19 protein-coding genes are annotated in these 15171 nt (G+C 54.1%); 17 read left to right on the forward strand and 2 right to left on the reverse strand.

Features of this window, described 5'->3' with window-relative positions; all coding sequences use genetic code 11:
- The first annotated feature begins 216 nt into the window (after positions 1–216).
- The 4 genes from ACXAF9_RS12280 (at position 217) to ACXAF9_RS12295 (ending at position 4359) form a co-directional block, all read left to right on the forward strand.
- Positions 217–1308, forward strand: a complete 1092-nt coding sequence (locus ACXAF9_RS12280; protein ID WP_475074562.1) for a hydrogenase small subunit — start codon at positions 217–219, stop codon at positions 1306–1308.
- Positions 1305–3119 carry a nickel-dependent hydrogenase large subunit gene (locus ACXAF9_RS12285; protein ID WP_475074563.1) on the forward strand — a complete coding sequence of 605 codons (1815 nt, stop codon included), beginning with the start codon at positions 1305–1307 and terminating at the stop codon, positions 3117–3119. Before ACXAF9_RS12280 ends, ACXAF9_RS12285 begins: the two co-directional genes overlap by 4 nt.
- 60 nt (positions 3120–3179) lie before the next feature.
- Positions 3180–3911, forward strand: coding sequence for a Ni/Fe-hydrogenase, b-type cytochrome subunit (gene cybH, locus ACXAF9_RS12290; RefSeq protein ID WP_475074566.1), 732 nt, complete (start codon positions 3180–3182; stop codon positions 3909–3911).
- Between the two features lie 106 nt (positions 3912–4017).
- The gene (locus ACXAF9_RS12295) at positions 4018–4359 is read left to right on the forward strand and encodes a HigA family addiction module antitoxin (protein ID WP_475074570.1); all 342 of its coding nucleotides are present in this window, start codon (positions 4018–4020) and stop codon (positions 4357–4359) included.
- On the opposite strand, the gene ACXAF9_RS12300 is transcribed toward ACXAF9_RS12295, so the two are convergent.
- Positions 4356–4625: a ribbon-helix-helix domain-containing protein gene (locus tag ACXAF9_RS12300; protein WP_475074571.1), complete on the reverse strand. Its 270-nt coding sequence runs from the start codon at positions 4623–4625 to the stop codon at positions 4356–4358. The two genes, ACXAF9_RS12295 and ACXAF9_RS12300, sit on opposite strands and share 4 nt — an antisense overlap.
- 122 nt (positions 4626–4747) lie before the next feature.
- The gene (locus ACXAF9_RS12305; RefSeq protein WP_475074572.1) at positions 4748–5326 is read right to left on the reverse strand and encodes a DJ-1/PfpI family protein; all 579 of its coding nucleotides are present in this window, start codon (positions 5324–5326) and stop codon (positions 4748–4750) included.
- 262 nt (positions 5327–5588) lie between these two features.
- On the opposite strand from ACXAF9_RS12305, the gene ACXAF9_RS12310 reads away from it, so the two are divergent.
- The 13 genes from ACXAF9_RS12310 to hypE are packed head-to-tail and all read left to right on the forward strand — an operon-like array spanning position 5589 to position 15052.
- Positions 5589–6227, forward strand: a complete 639-nt coding sequence (locus tag ACXAF9_RS12310) for a HyaD/HybD family hydrogenase maturation endopeptidase (protein ID WP_475074574.1) — start codon at positions 5589–5591, stop codon at positions 6225–6227.
- Positions 6228–6229: 2 nt separating this feature from the next.
- A complete protein-coding gene (locus tag ACXAF9_RS12315; protein ID WP_475074576.1) occupies positions 6230–6586 on the forward strand; it encodes a HypC/HybG/HupF family hydrogenase formation chaperone in 357 nt (118 codons plus the stop codon).
- 3 nt (positions 6587–6589) lie between these two features.
- On the forward strand, positions 6590–7024 hold the full coding sequence (locus ACXAF9_RS12320; RefSeq protein ID WP_475074580.1) for a hypothetical protein: 435 nt from the start codon (positions 6590–6592) through the stop codon (positions 7022–7024).
- A gap of 14 nt (positions 7025–7038) precedes the next feature.
- Entirely contained in the window at positions 7039–7938 is a 900-nt protein-coding gene (locus tag ACXAF9_RS12325; protein WP_475074584.1) for a hydrogenase expression/formation protein, read from the forward strand.
- Positions 7935–8150: a rubredoxin gene (locus ACXAF9_RS12330; protein ID WP_475074587.1), complete on the forward strand. Its 216-nt coding sequence runs from the start codon at positions 7935–7937 to the stop codon at positions 8148–8150. Before ACXAF9_RS12325 ends, ACXAF9_RS12330 begins: the two co-directional genes overlap by 4 nt.
- Positions 8147–8623: a [NiFe]-hydrogenase assembly chaperone HybE gene (gene hybE, locus ACXAF9_RS12335; RefSeq protein WP_475074591.1), complete on the forward strand. Its 477-nt coding sequence runs from the start codon at positions 8147–8149 to the stop codon at positions 8621–8623. The genes ACXAF9_RS12330 and hybE overlap by 4 nt, the downstream gene beginning before the upstream one ends.
- On the forward strand, positions 8620–9780 hold the full coding sequence (locus tag ACXAF9_RS12340; protein ID WP_475074595.1) for a hypothetical protein: 1161 nt from the start codon (positions 8620–8622) through the stop codon (positions 9778–9780). The genes hybE and ACXAF9_RS12340 overlap by 4 nt, the downstream gene beginning before the upstream one ends.
- Positions 9773–10114, forward strand: a complete 342-nt coding sequence (gene hypA, locus ACXAF9_RS12345) for a hydrogenase maturation nickel metallochaperone HypA (RefSeq protein ID WP_475074597.1) — start codon at positions 9773–9775, stop codon at positions 10112–10114. Before ACXAF9_RS12340 ends, hypA begins: the two co-directional genes overlap by 8 nt.
- Positions 10114–11016: a hydrogenase nickel incorporation protein HypB gene (gene hypB / locus ACXAF9_RS12350; protein ID WP_475074599.1), complete on the forward strand. Its 903-nt coding sequence runs from the start codon at positions 10114–10116 to the stop codon at positions 11014–11016. Before hypA ends, hypB begins: the two co-directional genes overlap by 1 nt.
- A 27-nt stretch (positions 11017–11043) precedes the next feature.
- Positions 11044–12522 carry a sigma-54-dependent transcriptional regulator gene (locus tag ACXAF9_RS12355; RefSeq protein WP_475074601.1) on the forward strand — a complete coding sequence of 493 codons (1479 nt, stop codon included), beginning with the start codon at positions 11044–11046 and terminating at the stop codon, positions 12520–12522.
- A 42-nt stretch (positions 12523–12564) separates the two neighbouring features.
- Positions 12565–12855 (forward strand): HypC/HybG/HupF family hydrogenase formation chaperone, encoded by a 291-nt coding sequence (locus tag ACXAF9_RS12360; RefSeq protein WP_475074604.1) that lies wholly within the window; start codon positions 12565–12567, stop codon positions 12853–12855.
- On the forward strand, positions 12852–14012 hold the full coding sequence (gene hypD, locus ACXAF9_RS12365; protein WP_475074606.1) for a hydrogenase formation protein HypD: 1161 nt from the start codon (positions 12852–12854) through the stop codon (positions 14010–14012). The genes ACXAF9_RS12360 and hypD overlap by 4 nt, the downstream gene beginning before the upstream one ends.
- Positions 14009–15052: a hydrogenase expression/formation protein HypE gene (hypE, locus tag ACXAF9_RS12370; RefSeq protein ID WP_475074608.1), complete on the forward strand. Its 1044-nt coding sequence runs from the start codon at positions 14009–14011 to the stop codon at positions 15050–15052. Before hypD ends, hypE begins: the two co-directional genes overlap by 4 nt.
- Positions 15053–15171 lie beyond the last annotated feature (119 nt).

The raw sequence follows: 15171 nt of genomic DNA on the forward strand, positions 1-15171 counted from the left end.
GGTTGAAAACGATGAGTGGATAGGTGGTGTTCGATCGCCTTTGGGTGGGTTTTTATTAACGTATTGAAAATAAAGGAAATAAAGGTTTGGCCTAAAGATTGCTCCTACGGTGTCTGATAGAGAAACAATAATAAGCTGACACGACCAACGGTGCTTTGCGAGCAAAGGAGCATCAGGGACGTGGCTCTGCAGCAGAGACCCGCTCGGAGAAACCCAATGCCTCATATAGAAACCTTTTACGAAGTGATGCGGCGTCAAGGCATCACTCGCCGTAGCTTCCTGAAATATTGCAGTCTAACCGCCGCCGCACTGGGTTTAGGCCCAACGTTTGCGCCGCGCATCGCACATGCGATGGAAACCAAAGAGCGTACGCCGGTTATCTGGTTACACGGTTTAGAGTGTACCTGTTGTTCGGAATCCTTTATTCGCTCGGCACATCCCTTGGTGAAGGATGTGGTCTTGTCGATGATCTCTTTGGACTACGACGATACCTTGATGGCCTCCGCTGGGCATCAGGCGGAAGCGATCCTTGAAGAGACCATCCAAAAATACAAAGGCAAATACATCCTCGCGGTGGAAGGTAACCCGCCGCTCAATGAAGATGGGATGTTCTGTATCGTCGGCGGTAAGCCGTTTTTGGATCAGTTAAAACACGCGGCCAAAGATGCGGCTGCGATCATCGCGTGGGGCTCGTGTGCTTCATGGGGCTGTGTCCAAGCGGCCCGTCCTAACCCAACCCAAGCGGTGCCGATCCATAAAGTGATCACCGATAAGCCGATCATCAAAGTGCCGGGTTGCCCGCCCATTGCGGAAGTCATGACCGGTGTGATCACCTACATGCTGACTTTTGGTCGCGTGCCTGAGCTTGACCGCCAAGGTCGTCCGAAGATGTTCTACTCGCAGCGGATTCACGATAAATGCTATCGCCGTCCACACTTTGATGCGGGCCAATTCGTTGAAGAGTGGGATGACGAAGGCGCGCGTAAAGGCTACTGCCTGTACAAGGTCGGCTGTAAAGGCCCTACCACTTACAACGCCTGTTCGACGGTGCGTTGGAACGAGGGCACCTCCTTCCCGATTCAGGCAGGTCATGGCTGTATTGGCTGCTCCGAAGATGGCTTCTGGGATAAAGGCTCGTTCTACGACCGTCTAACCGACATCCACCAATTTGGTATCGAGAAAAACGCCGATGAGATCGGCATGGCGGTGGCCGGCGGTGTGGGTGCAGCCATTGCGGCACACGCGGCGGTCAGCGCGGTAAAACGATCTAAAAAAACAGTGACGCATGAAGAGGGGCGTGACGCATGACAACCGAACTGAACAGCCGAAACTTGGATAACTCCGGCCGCCGTATCGTGGTGGACCCGGTGACTCGGATCGAAGGTCACATGCGTTGCGAGGTTAACGTGGATGAGAACAACATCATCCGCAACGCGGTCTCCACAGGCACCATGTGGCGTGGCCTTGAGGTGATTCTAAAAGGGCGTGATCCGCGTGATGCTTGGGCCTTTGTCGAGCGTATTTGTGGTGTGTGTACCGGTACGCACGCGCTGACCTCGGTTCGCGCCGTTGAAGATGCGCTTGGTATTCAGATCCCGCTGAACGCGCACTTGATCCGTCACTTGATGGATAAAACTCTGCAGATGCACGATCACATTGTGCACTTTTACCACCTGCACGCGCTGGATTGGGTTAACCCGGTTAATGCGTTAAAGGCGGATCCGAAAGCGACCTCCGAGTTTCAGCAGATGATCTCTCCGAATCATCCAAAATCGAGCCCGGGTTACTTTAAGGATATGCAAACCCGCTTGAAGAAGTTTGTTGAATCCGGGCAGTTGGGGCTTTTTGCCAACGGCTACTGGGATAACCCTGCCTACAAATTACCGCCAGAAGCGGACTTGATGGCGGTGACCCACTACATGGAAGCGCTGGAACTGCAAAAAGATCTGGTTAAAATCCACACCATCTTTGGCGGTAAAAACCCACACCCTAACTACATGGTGGGCGGCGTAGCGTGTGCGATCAATATGGATGGCACGGGCTCCTCCGGTGCGCCGGTCAACATGGTCAGTCTGAACTTTGTGCTAGAGCGCATCAAAGAAGCGCGCGACTTTACCAAAAACGTCTACGTGCCGGATGTGCTGGCGATTGCGGGCATCTACAAAGATTGGCTCTACGGTGGTGGTTTGGCCGCTGAAAACGTGATGGCCTACGGCACCTATCAAAAAGTACCGTACGATGACTCGACCTTCCTGTTACCGGGCGGTGCGATCATTGGCGGTAACTGGGATGAGATTCATCCAGTGGATGTGCGTGATCCTGAGCAAGTTCAGGAGTTTGTCGATCACTCTTGGTACACCTACGAAGGTGAGCAAGCCGGTAAAGGCTTACACCCGTGGGATGGTGTGACCGAGCCTAAGTTTGAGCTTGGCCCGAACTTTAAAGGCACCAAAACCAACATCGAAGCCTTGGATGAGGCGGCGAAATACTCGTGGATCAAAGCGCCACGCTGGCGTGGTCATGCGATGGAGGTTGGGCCGCTGTCGCGCTACATCATTGCGTATGCTTCTGGCAAAGAGTACGTCCAAGAACAGGTGGATAAATCCCTCTCGGCGTTTAACCAAAGCACGGGGTTGGATCTGGGACTTAAACAGTTCTTGCCATCGACCTTGGGTCGAACGCTGGCGCGCGCGCTGGAATGCGAGTTGTGTGCCGATTCCATGTTGGATGATTGGCATCAGCTGGTGGATAACATCAAAAACGGCGACAGCTCCACCGCCAACATCGAAAAATGGGATCCATCCACATGGCCAAAAGAGGCCAAAGGCGTTGGCATCAACGAAGCACCGCGCGGCGCATTGGGGCATTGGATCAAGATCAAAGACGGCAAAATCGAGAACTACCAAGCGGTCGTGCCAACGACGTGGAACGGCTCTCCTCGTGATGCTGCCGGTAATATCGGTGCCTTTGAAGCGTCCTTGCTGGATACCCCGATGGAGCGCCCCGATGAGCCGGTCGAGATTCTGCGTACCCTGCACAGCTTTGACCCCTGTCTTGCGTGTTCAACGCACGTGATGTCAGAAGATGGTCAGGAGCTTACGCGAGTCACGGTTCGTTAATTAACTGGCAGGCAGGGCGAAGGCTCTGCCTCTGTCCCCGTTTAGCAGGGAGGATAAGTGATGCAGAAACAGGATCCATCATTGCCAGAGCATGAAGCGGACGAGCGCCCGATTACGCGCCGTCAAACCGCGGTGTATGTTTATGAAGCACCGCTTCGGTTGTGGCACTGGATAACGGTGTTTTCAATTTTTACCTTGTGCGTCAGTGGCTACTTTATTGGTGCGCCGCTGCCGACTCAGCCAGGAGAGGCCAGCGATAATTACTTGATGGGGTATATCCGCTTTGCGCATTTTGCGGCGGGTTACATTGTCAGTATTGCGTTTATTGGTCGTATCTACTGGGCATTTGCCGGTAACAGTCACGCCAAAGAGTTGTTTATGCCGCGCATCCACGACCCGGATTTTTGGGAAGGGGTGTGGCATGAGATGCGTTGGTATCTGTTTTTGGAAAAGACCCCACGTAAATACATCGGCCATAACCCGATGGGCCAGTTGGCGATGTTCTTCTTCTTTGTGCTGGGGATGATCTTCATGATCATCACAGGCTTCGCGCTCTATGGGGAGGGGCTTGGGCAAGACAGTTGGGCGGATCAACTCTTTGGCTGGGTGATTCCGCTGTTTGGTCAAAGCCAAGATGTGCACACCTGGCACCATTTGGGCATGTGGTATTTGATTACCTTCATCATGATCCATGTGTACGTCGCGGTGCGCGAGGACATCATGTCCCGTCAAAGTTTGATCTCCACCATGATCGGTGGATGGCGCATGTTTAAGGACGACCGCCCTGATTAGGGCGGCGAAGATTCTCCGAGCAAGGATGCTTGATTGTTGTGTTTGTCACATGTTTTTGGGGGCGTAATGCCCCCGTTTTTCATCCATTTTCGGGTGTGTATAACCGATGGCACGCCCTTTAAAAAGAGCGCTCTCTCTCAACATGGTACATACGCAATCCAATCCGCAACCATCTCAACGATACCGGATGCGAAAGCCGGAGCACCCGGGCGCGTTTCTTGAACGTGCGTATCTTACTCCGTTGAATATCAGTCAAACCCAGTTGGCGAAAGAGTTGGGTATATCACGGCGGCGGGTTAATGAGATTGTGAACGGGCAGCGCGCTGTTTCGGCGGCAACGGCCATTCAGTTAGCGCGGTATTTTAAAACCACCCCTATGTTCTGGTTAGAGAAGCAGGTACTGTGGGAGTTGTACTGGGCTGGGCGTACATCGGAATCTTCGCGTTAAGCCGGCAGTGTTTGCTGTGCATGAACACTGCAAATCACCCGAAGCAGTGAACTAAAGTTATCCACTTGGCCTTTTTCCTCGATCACTTCACGATACAGCTCGCTGAGGAATTTAGGCGTTGAGCGGCCCTCCTCGTGGGCGATCTGATCCAGCGTCTGCCAAAAATGGTTCTCCAATCGAATGCTGGTCACCACCCCTTCAATGCGTACTGAGCGCGTAGTGGACTCGTACCATTTAGCGGGTGTTGATGTGAAGATATGGCACATAACAGGCTCCCTCCGTTGAGCGAGCCTTTGTTATACGCCGTGGCGTAACACGGATCAAGATGCGTTACGCCGCGGCGTTAGATCGATCTTTTTTAACGCTTATTCCTAAGGGTGATAAGTCATTACAGCGTAATCTTGGCGCCCAATACTGCTAAAAACTGTCGCAGCCACTCTGGATGGGCAGGCCATGCAGGCGCTGTGACGAGATTGCCATCCGTGTAGGCTTGATCCACCGGGATCTCTTGATAGTGACCACCGCCTAACGAGACTTCTGGCTTACACGCAGGGTAGGCCGATACCTGTTTTCCTTCAATCACGCCAGCGGCTGCCAGCACCTGAGCACCGTGACAAACGGCCGAAATTGGCTTATTGGCGGCGGCAAAGGCGCGGGTAATCTCTAAAACGCGTTCATTTAAACGAATGTACTCGGGGGCACGGCCACCTGGCACCACCAAGCCTGCGTAGTCTTCCGGTTGGATGCGCTCAAAATCGGCGTTCAGCGTAAATAGGTGGCCCGGTTTTTCGGTGTAGGTTTGGTCGCCTTCAAAATCGTGGATGGCGGTTTTGATCGTATCTCCCGCTTTTTTATCAGGGCAAGCCGCTTCAACGGTATAGCCCACCATGGCAAGTGCTTGGAAAGGCACCATCACCTCGTAATCTTCGACAAAATCACCGACCAAAAACAGAATCTTTTTACTCATTGTTGTGCTTCCTTTGCTGTCAGGCATCTGGTTGTTCAATGAGCGTACGCCTTGCAAGATACGTGGGGTAATACCGGGGTACTACATTGAAAAACTCAATGGAAAGAAGCCGTCCGATAATTCTGATCTGCTGGAAGGTTGGTTTCCAGTAAGTGTTTTTGGTACTGCTTGGTTTCCTTTAAAAACAAGGGTTTATCATCTTGGCATGGTAGTTGTAACGGAGGGTGTAACACTAAAAATAATGCACAGATAAGAACCCAACATGGCATCTCCACGCGTTTTAATCCTCGGCATCGGGAATATTCTCTGGGCCGATGAAGGCTTTGGCGTTCGTTGCGTCGAGCTTTTAAATCAACAATACCGCTTTGATGAGTCCGTCACCCTGCTGGATGGTGGCACCCAAGGCATCTATCTGGTTCAGCACGTACAAGACGCCGATATTTTGGTGGTGTTTGATGCGGTCGATTACGGCCTGCCTGCGGGTACCCTCAAATTGGTCGAAAACGACGAAGTCCCCAAATTTATGGGCGCAAAGCAGATGAGCCTTCATCAAACCGGTTTCCAAGAGGTACTGGCACTGGCGGAATTTACCGGCCACTACCCAGAGCATCTGTTATTGATCGGTTGTCAGCCGGTGGAGCTTGAAGATTTTGGCGGCAGTCTTCGGGAGCCTGTCAAAGCGCAGGTGCAGCCTGCCATCGAGATCGCGCTTGATTACCTCGCCAAGCACGGTGTGATACCAGAGGGCGATAGCCACACGGCTGACCCGCTGGCGCCCGAAGAGTTGATGATGGACCGCTATGAAGCTGAGCGCCCAAGCGAAGAGCAAGCCTTTCGTAAAGGGGATCTTCGTTATTTGGTCGGTGCGCGCGCCAAAACAGTGACCGGCGTTGAGGAATAGTCATGTGCATTGGTATTCCCATGAAGGTGGATCGCTTGGTCACCGAATACAGCGCCCACTGCATTGAGCAAAACGGCTCCATTCATCTGATCGATACTCGCTTAGTCGGTGAAGCCTCTGAAGGTGAATGGCTGTTGGTGTTTCACGATGCAGCACGGGAGCGATTAAGCGATGAGCGAGCCGATCAGATCAATAACGCACTGGCGGCGCTTTTTTTAGTGAACGCAGGTTCTGATGCGCTGGGAGCCTCGGAAGCGATCGATCACCTTTTTGCTGATCTTGTATCGCGTGAGCCGGCCTTACCATCGCACCTTCAATCCGCCCTTCAACAACAGAACGCTTCACCGCACGAGGATTAATCGATGTCATCCCCTCTGATCGACCGTTTAACCGATGATTTGGGTTACCCAAAACTGGATGCCGAAGGCTTTGAGGCCTTTATTCAAGCCACGCCTTTCTCTGTTCTCTTTTTTACGGAAAACGCCGCGCGCTTCCCAGAAAGTAATGACGTGGCGGTGATTCTGCCAGAGCTGGTTAAGCGCTTTCCGATGCTGTCCGCTGCTGTGATTGATACCGCCTTCGAGAAAACCCTGCAAGGTCGCTACAACTTTACGGTGTGGCCAACCTTGGTGTTTTTAAAAGAGGGTCGCTATCTCGGTGCCATTCCTAAGGTACAAAACTGGGATGATTACGTGCGCGAAATCGAGATTTTGCTGACGCTTGAACCCCGTCGTGATCCGGGCATTGGTATCCCTGTCGTGTCGGTGGGCAGTGAGCCCACAGGCTGTGCCGGTTAACAAGGAGAGAGTCTATGTTTGATGCAAGTATCCCTACGTTGAACCTCTCGATTGGGCCAGGTTCACAGTCCGAAGGCGACATGGTGTTGGATTACATGAAGATGCCATCGGAGATGAACACCTACGATGTGCCAGTGTTACCAGAAGCCCATGAGATGGCCAGCTGTCCGCACGCCATGAGTGTGTTGAACACGCTGCAAACCATGCTGGATCGCTACCGTGTGGGGCAAAATACCGAAGTGCTCCCCCTTAACGAGATGCCAGACGCGGACCTAGAGATGCTCAACCAGATTTTGGGCGAGGGCGAGGTCAGTGTGTTGCTGATGATGAGTCAGCAGCGCCAGATCCGTATTCAGGAAACCGTGATGGCGGGTGTGTGGCGACTGCGTGAAGTGATGGCGGATCAAACTGTGCGTGAATCACTGGAAGTGGCGGACATTCCCGCAGCGGTGCGTCAATTTGCGTTCATTGCGGCCGATAAAAAGATCGATCTTAGCGCCATCCCTAAAACCGTGCTCAATGCGCCCTCTGTTTTGGTGGAGTTAGCAGACGCGTCGGCCAGCTACTCGAAAAAGAAAGCGACGGATCTGTTGGTCAGCGAAACCAACGATTATCCGGTGGTGAATTTAACCCTGTTGCCGTTCTCGCCAGAGGATCACTCGGTGCTGAATGATCAGCTTGGGACCGGCTCTGTGATGATGCTCTCGCGTGGCTACGGTAACTGCCGTATCACCTCGACTCAGATTCCGGGCATTTGGCGTGTGCAGTACTTTAACAGCACCGATCAACTGATCTTAGACACCTTGGAGGTGATCGATATTCCACTGGTGGCGTGTGCTGCTCAGGAGGACATCGACGATTCAACCGAGCGTCTGAACGAGATTCGAGAGGTGTTTGTGGAGCCGCACGCATGAGCCAAGGGTTTGAAGGAAGCTATCTTGGGAACAACGAGCGCATTGCCGATGATGCGGTGTTGGAGTGCAAAATCTGCTGGCACCAATACAACCCTGCCGAAGGGGATGATGTCTGGCAAATAGCCCCCGGCACACCGTTCAGTCAGTTGCCGGATCATTGGCGCTGCCCTGAGTGCGATGGCGATAAAGATCAGTTTATGGTGGTGGCGTGAGCGACGGCGCAACCGAGTGGTCCGAGTTCGAAGCTTTCTACCGTGAAGTGGATGCTCGAATGCAGGACCTGCCCATCTATCACCCACAGATCGATGTCGAGCTGGTGGTGGATGAGCGTGCGCCGCACCTAGCCATCTTGATTACCCCTTGGTGCATCAATGCATTGTGGCGTAATCTCTCAGGAAGTTGGGGCGCAGAATCGGTGGGTGAGCCGGTCGATGTTGCGTTACCCACCGGCGAGTACACCTTCACACTCGGGTTTCAGGAGAGGTTGGGGGCGTATGCCAGCTTATCGCTGCTCTCGCCCTTATCGGAGATCGAAACGATGAAGGATGCACACACCACCGCGAATGATGTCTTGCATACCCTGCTGGAAGTACCGTCTAAGGTCAGTCCAAAGCAGGACGCTGCACAACCGGTCAGTCGACGCGGATTTCTGCGCCGACTCTCAGGCATGGGGGATGAGTTATGAACACGGCCAACCCCTTAACTCAGATGGGCAGCTTGTCCGGCGAAATTGAGATCACCTTGCTGGTGCGAAAGCGCAAAGTAGAAGGCGTCAGTGTGCACTCCAAACGGCCTCGTGCGTTGAACCGCTTACTGATGGGACAAACCAGCCAAGCCGCGCTGGAGCGCTTGGAGTGGGTATACGGACTGTGCAAAGTGGCGCACACCTCGGCGCTGACACTGGCGTGGGCGGCCTGCCACGGCGGAGATGATCAGATCAGTGCAGGCTCGTACATGCGTTTTCAGCTGCTACTGGAGTCTGCCCGTGAGCTGGGCCTTCGCTTAGGTAAAGAAGTGTTAAATCTCCCATCCCATGCGCTCGCCAAGCTGATTCAGATTTGCCAGTGCCAAACGCCGGCGCTCACTGATGCACAACGCGCGATCGACCCCGAAGCGGGGATGCGACAGCTCAGCGAACTGACCGAATGGGTGGATCAGTATGTAAGGGGTACTCGTGTGGACCTTGGGCGTGTAGGGATGGGGCTTACGTACCAAGCTTCAGGTCAGTTGCAGTGTTTATCGCGCTCCCACATCACTCGCTTTCTAGAGGTGATGGATCAGCAGTTACAAACCGATGCCCAAACCCTCTGCCAAGCACCCACCTATCTTGGACACACCATGGAAACCGGTGTGCTGGCCAGAGCGCTGACCAATGGGGTCGAATTGAACAACACCGTGACCGGATCGCCCAAAGAGCGCGTCGAGTGCTTAATCGCCGAGATGCACAGCGTGATTCACCGGATGCGGCATGTACTGGCCGATTGCCCGCCAGAACCGGATTGTTTGGATTTGGGTGAAGGGGTGGCGATGAAGTGCTCGGCGCACTCGGCTATCGCCTGCATTGAGACGGCACGCGGGCGCTTGGTCCACCACATCGAGTGGGATACCACACACGACGGCATTCATGCCTACCACATCGTGGCCCCGACCGAGTGGAACTTCCACCCGCACGGCGAGCTGCAGCAGATGCTTAAACACTTAACCGGCGATGCCGAGACGATTGAGCACCAAACGCGTGCACTGGCTCAGTTGTGGGACCCGTGCGTCCCGATTCGAATCAATATCGCAGAAGACACCCTGATCGGGCCGTTATTACGAGCAGGACAAAAACGCCATGCATGAGATGTCGATTGCTGAAAGCTTAGTTTCCATCCTTGAGGATGAGGCCGTTAAACAGCAATACCAGAAAGTGAAACAGGTGTGGTTGGTGGTTGGGCCGCTCTCGGCCATCGAGCCTGAAGCCTTGGCGTTTTGTTTTGAGGCGGTCACAAAAAACACCCTAGCAGAGGGTGCCAAGCTGCACATAGAAGCCACACCCGGCGAAGCCTTTTGCTTGATGTGTTTGGACACGGTGCCGGTGACGCAACGATTTGATCAGTGCCCTAAGTGCGGGTCATACCAATTACAAGTCACCCAAGGTGACGATTTACGAATTAAAGAACTGGAGGTCGAGTAATGTGTACGGTTTGTGGATGCAGTGACGGCAATGTCACCATTGAAGGACAACCGCACTCTCACTCAGAGGGGCACACGCATACCAATGCGCACGATCATCACGCTCATGATCATGACCATAAAGAGCACAGCGCCGGCACCATTCACTTTGGCCAAGGCCCCGCCGGTGCGCACGCCCCGGGATTGACCCAAGCGCGCATGGTGCAGATCGAGCAAGACATCTTAGGGAAAAACAACCGCTACGCAGAGCTCAACCGCGCGCGCTTTTTCCGCGATGCGATCTTTGCCATGAACCTAGTATCAAGCCCAGGTTCTGGCAAAACCACCTTGCTGACCGAAACCCTAAAGCGTTTGGAAGGCCGACGCAAAATGGCGGTCATCGAAGGGGATCAACAAACCGCCAACGATGCCGATCGAATCCGCGCAACAGGCGTCCCTGCCATCCAGATCAACACCGGCAAGGGCTGTCATCTGGATGCGCACATGATCGGCCATGCAATGGACGATCTGCCAGAGCTTAACGGTGGTCTGTTGTTTATCGAAAACGTCGGTAACTTGGTGTGCCCAGCGGCGTTTGATTTGGGCGAAGCGCACAAGGTGGCGATTTTATCCGTGACCGAAGGCGAAGATAAACCGATCAAATACCCGGATATGTTCCATGCAGCCGATGTGATGATCCTGAATAAAGTGGATCTGCTGCCGCATCTGGATTTTGATGTAGAGGCCTGCATCGAATACGCCCGCCGTGTGAACCCAACCATCGAGGTGCTTCAAGTTTCTGCGCGTTCAGGTGAGGGGATGGATACATGGCTTGAGTGGATCGAATCGCGCCGTACCGCACGCATTCAAGAGCGCATCGCGCACCTGAAAGCGGATATCCACGCTTTAGAACATTGCCTGTAGCCGTGTAACGGATAAGGAGTCTGGTTGATGAACGCGATGCAGCGCCCGACGGTATTGTGCGTTGATGATGAGGTGCGCTCTTTAGAGACACTTGAGCGTACCCTTGATGAAGAGTTTGATGTCTTGACCGCCGCTAATGCGGATCAGGCATTAAGCCTTCTTGAGGCGCACGAAGTGAATGTCATGCTGTGTGATCAGCGTATGCCGGATCGTACCGGTGTTGATCTCTTGACCGAAGTGCGCGAGCGCTGGCCGCACATCGCCCGACTGATCTTATCCGGTTACACCGACTCCAACGACATCATCAAAGGGCTGAACGAAGCTGGTATTTTGCAATACGTGACCAAGCCTTGGCACCCGGATAATTTATTGATGATCATCCGAAGTGCCAGCCGCATGGTCACGTTGCAGCAGCAAAATGATCAGCTCTCGATGGAGATGCGCCTGACTGAGACGCAAGCCGAACAAAGCGTCGTGCGGAAAAAGGAGCAGTTGAAAAAAGCCTTCCAGATAGAAGAGATCCAACGCGCGGTTAACAGCCCGCTTAATGCGGTGTGCGAGCAAGCCGGTCAAATCGCCCCGTACGATGTATCGGTGCTGATCACAGGCCCTTCAGGTGCCGGTAAAGAGCTGTTTGCCCGTGCCCTTCATTACAACAGCCTTCGAAAAGATCAGCCGTTTGTTGTGGAAAACTGCGGTGCCATGCCCGATGAACTGCTGGCCTCGGAGCTGTTTGGTCACAAAAAAGGCTCGTTTACGGGGGCGGTTACTGATCACCGCGGTTTGTTCGAACAAGCCGATGGCGGCACCATCTTTCTGGATGAGATCGGCGATATCTCGCCTGCGTTTCAAGTGAAGTTACTGCGCGTCCTTCAAGAGCGCGAGGTGCGCCGCCTGGGGGATCATCAACGCCGACCGGTGAATGTGCGCGTGGTGGCATCGACCAACCGTGACCTAGAAGCGGAGGTCCGCGCAGGGCGTTTCCGTCAGGATCTGTATTTCCGGTTAGCCGAAGTTACGTTAGAAATCCCCGCGTTGAATAAGCGTGCGGTGGATATCCCTGTACTGGCCAACGCGTTTTTAGCGCGTGCCTGTAGCGATTTTGATAAGCCGATTGAGCGCATCCACCGCGAGACCTTGCTGTGTATGCAGCGCTATCCGTGGCCCGGAAACGTCCGTGAACTGCAAAACGAAGTGCGCAAAATGGTGGTGATGGCCGACAGTGATGAGCTGACCTCTCATTTGCTGAGCCCTCGCATTTTGCGTGCTGAACCCACCGATGAAAGTGAGATCGTCGATGATCGCCTGTGTGATCTTGAGGGCTCCTTGAAAGATCGGGTCGAGTTACTGGAAAAGCGCATTCTGCGCGAGACCTTGATTCGTCACCGTTGGAACAAAAGCCGAGCCGCGCAAGAGCTTGGATTATCGCGCGTTGGACTTCGCTCAAAGTTAGAGCGATACGAACTAGAGCCTGTACTGGACTCAAGCCCAAGCCAAGCGCACTGAATCAATAAGAACCACGACAAGAACACACGGGAGTAGCAACAAATGTGTTTGGGAATCCCCGGCCAGATTGTAGAGCTGTCTTTATCCGACCCGGCTATGGCGATTGCAGAAGTCTCCGGCGTGCGCCGTGAAGTCAATATCACCTGCGTTGCGCCTGTGGATAAACCACTGCAGAGCCTAATTGGCAGCTGGGTGCTGATCCATGTCGGCTTTGCCATGAGCCAAATCGACGAGGCGGAAGCGGCACGCACCTTGGCGTTACTGCATGAGCTAAACGAGCTGGACGAAGAACTAGACGCCTTCGGTTCTGCGCCGACAGGAGTCACCGTATGAAGCCTTCGATGCGATACGTTGATGAGTTTCGCGACCCGGTCGCGGCCAAAGCCATCATCGAAAAGATCCACTCCGTGGTGGAATCGATCCCGCTTGCTAAAGAGCGCCCTCTGCAAATCATGGAGGTGTGCGGCGGTCATACCCACGCTATTTTCCGCTACGGCCTTGAGTCCTTGCTCCCGAAAGAGATCGAATGGGTGCATGGCCCGGGTTGCCCGGTGTGTGTATTGCCGATGGGGCGTGTGGATGATTGTGTAGCGATTGCTGAACAACCCAATGTGATCTTCACAACCTTTGGCGATGCGATGCGTGTGCCTGGCTCTCGTAAAAGCCTGTTACAGGCCAAAGCTGAAGGGGCGGACATCCGCATGGTCTACTCGCCGATGGATGCGCTGGCACTGGCACGGCAAAACCCCGATAAACGCGTGGTGTTCTTTGGATTGGGGTTTGAGACCACCATGCCAAGTACGGCACTGACCCTCCAGCAAGCCAAACGGGAAGGGATCAGTAACTTTTATCTTTTCTGTAACCACATCACCATCATCCCGACCTTGCAGGCGATCTTGGATGATCCGGATCTTAAAATCGACGGTTTCCTAGGCCCTGGGCACGTTAGCATGATCATTGGCGAGGCGCCTTATCGCTTCATTGCCGAGCGGTATCAGCGCCCATTGGTGATCGCAGGCTTTGAGCCATTGGATGTGCTGCAAGCCTTGTTGATGTTGCTGGAACAGATGCGCGATCAGCGCTGTACCATCGAAAACCAGTACACACGCATTGTTCAAAGCGGTGGCAATAACCCCGCACTGACCGCGGTTCAAGATGTGTTTGAGCTGCGTGAAACCTTTGAGTGGCGCGGCCTTGGTGAGATCGAGCACTCAGGCGTACAGATCACCCAAGCGTACGCAGCCTTTGATGCCGAGCGCGCCTTTGCTTATACCGCCGCGCATGTGGCCGACCCAGAAGCCTGCCACTGCGGCGAGGTGTTAAAAGGGCAGAAAAAACCGTGGCAGTGCGATGCGTTTGGTCAAACCTGCACACCGCAAACCCCCATCGGCGCGTTGATGGTCTCGGCCGAGGGGGCGTGTTCGGCGTACTACAACTACGGTAAACCGGAGCGTCGCAGCGTACAACGGATCGAGGCAACGGCACTATGAGCACACAACGTACCTTAAAAGAACAAACCATTACGCTTGCCCATGGGGCGGGTGGTAAAGCGATGCGGGATTTGATCGAATCCGTCTTTGTCGAAGCTTTTGATAACGAAGACCTCAACGCCCTAGAGGATCAAGCGCGATTCTCACTGGATGGCTTCAAACCTCAAGGGGATCGCTTGGCTTTCACCACCGACAGTTACGTGGTGGATCCGATTGAGTTCCCAGGGGGGGATATCGGCACCTTAGCGGTGAATGGCACGGTGAATGATCTGGCGGTCAGCGGTGCCATTCCCAAGTATTTAAGCTGCGCGATGATTTTAGAGGAAGGGCTGCAGGTGGATCAGCTTCGCCGCATCGTCGCCTCGATGAAACGTGCGGCCGATGAGGCGGGCGTTCGGATTGTTACGGGCGATACCAAGGTTGTCCCTGCAGGCAAGGGCGATAAGATCTTTATCAACACCACAGGCATTGGCGTGATTCCCAAAGGGGTCGAGATATCGGCGCACCGCTGTGAAGTCGGCGATCAAATCATAGTCAATGGCTGGATTGGTGATCACGGCGCGGCCATATTAAATGCCCGAGGGGATCTGGCCTTAGATGTTGCACTAGAAACCGACTGTCAGCCATTGCACGACTTGGTACAAAGCATGTTAGCCGAGTGTGAGGATGTTCACGCGATGCGCGATGCCTCCCGTGGGGGCGTAGCAACGGTGGTGAATGAGTTTGCTGAATCCTCCGGTGTATCGATCACTCTGTTTGAGGAGGCGGTGCCAGTACGGGAGTCGGTGCGCGGTGTGTGCGAAATTCTGGGGTTGGATGCGCTCTATTTTGCCAACGAAGGGAAGTTAGTGGCGGTAGTGCCAAAGTCCCATGCCAAAGCGGTATTAGCGGCCATGCACGCGCACCCAGCTGGGAAGGAAGCGGCCATCATCGGTGAAGTCACCGAAGGTGTCGCGGGTCGGGTTGTGATGCAAACCGCGTTTGGTAGCGAGCGCATCCTAGATACGTTGGTGGGCGAGCAGCTGCCCCGTATCTGTTAAGCCTACAGCGCGGTAAAAAAATGGCCGGGAAAGTCCCGGCCGAGGTGGGGTGATGTAGCCTGCGATACAGGCTTAGTGCTTGAACGCTTATCGAAAAAGGCCGAACGCTCGGCCTTTGG

The organism is Neptunomonas sp. ABH4_499 (assembly GCF_056160565.1).

What these genes read in the sequence shown, in the direction of transcription:
- ACXAF9_RS12280 (WP_475074562.1), top strand. Translation starts at nt 217, where the DNA reads ATGCCTCATATAGAAACCTTTTACGAAGTGATGCGGCGTCAAGGCATC.
- ACXAF9_RS12285 (WP_475074563.1), top strand. Translation starts at nt 1,305, where the DNA reads ATGACAACCGAACTGAACAGCCGAAACTTGGATAACTCCGGCCGCCGT.
- cybH (WP_475074566.1), top strand. Translation starts at nt 3,180, where the DNA reads ATGCAGAAACAGGATCCATCATTGCCAGAGCATGAAGCGGACGAGCGC.
- ACXAF9_RS12295 (WP_475074570.1), top strand. Translation starts at nt 4,018, where the DNA reads ATGGCACGCCCTTTAAAAAGAGCGCTCTCTCTCAACATGGTACATACG.
- ACXAF9_RS12300 (WP_475074571.1), bottom strand. Translation starts at nt 4,625, where the DNA reads ATGTGCCATATCTTCACATCAACACCCGCTAAATGGTACGAGTCCACT.
- ACXAF9_RS12305 (WP_475074572.1), bottom strand. Translation starts at nt 5,326, where the DNA reads ATGAGTAAAAAGATTCTGTTTTTGGTCGGTGATTTTGTCGAAGATTAC.
- ACXAF9_RS12310 (WP_475074574.1), top strand. Translation starts at nt 5,589, where the DNA reads ATGGCATCTCCACGCGTTTTAATCCTCGGCATCGGGAATATTCTCTGG.
- ACXAF9_RS12315 (WP_475074576.1), top strand. Translation starts at nt 6,230, where the DNA reads ATGTGCATTGGTATTCCCATGAAGGTGGATCGCTTGGTCACCGAATAC.
- ACXAF9_RS12320 (WP_475074580.1), top strand. Translation starts at nt 6,590, where the DNA reads ATGTCATCCCCTCTGATCGACCGTTTAACCGATGATTTGGGTTACCCA.
- ACXAF9_RS12325 (WP_475074584.1), top strand. Translation starts at nt 7,039, where the DNA reads ATGTTTGATGCAAGTATCCCTACGTTGAACCTCTCGATTGGGCCAGGT.
- ACXAF9_RS12330 (WP_475074587.1), top strand. Translation starts at nt 7,935, where the DNA reads ATGAGCCAAGGGTTTGAAGGAAGCTATCTTGGGAACAACGAGCGCATT.
- ACXAF9_RS12340 (WP_475074595.1), top strand. Translation starts at nt 8,620, where the DNA reads ATGAACACGGCCAACCCCTTAACTCAGATGGGCAGCTTGTCCGGCGAA.
- hypA (WP_475074597.1), top strand. Translation starts at nt 9,773, where the DNA reads ATGCATGAGATGTCGATTGCTGAAAGCTTAGTTTCCATCCTTGAGGAT.
- hypB (WP_475074599.1), top strand. Translation starts at nt 10,114, where the DNA reads ATGTGTACGGTTTGTGGATGCAGTGACGGCAATGTCACCATTGAAGGA.
- ACXAF9_RS12355 (WP_475074601.1), top strand. Translation starts at nt 11,044, where the DNA reads ATGAACGCGATGCAGCGCCCGACGGTATTGTGCGTTGATGATGAGGTG.
- ACXAF9_RS12360 (WP_475074604.1), top strand. Translation starts at nt 12,565, where the DNA reads ATGTGTTTGGGAATCCCCGGCCAGATTGTAGAGCTGTCTTTATCCGAC.
- hypD (WP_475074606.1), top strand. Translation starts at nt 12,852, where the DNA reads ATGAAGCCTTCGATGCGATACGTTGATGAGTTTCGCGACCCGGTCGCG.
- hypE (WP_475074608.1), top strand. Translation starts at nt 14,009, where the DNA reads ATGAGCACACAACGTACCTTAAAAGAACAAACCATTACGCTTGCCCAT.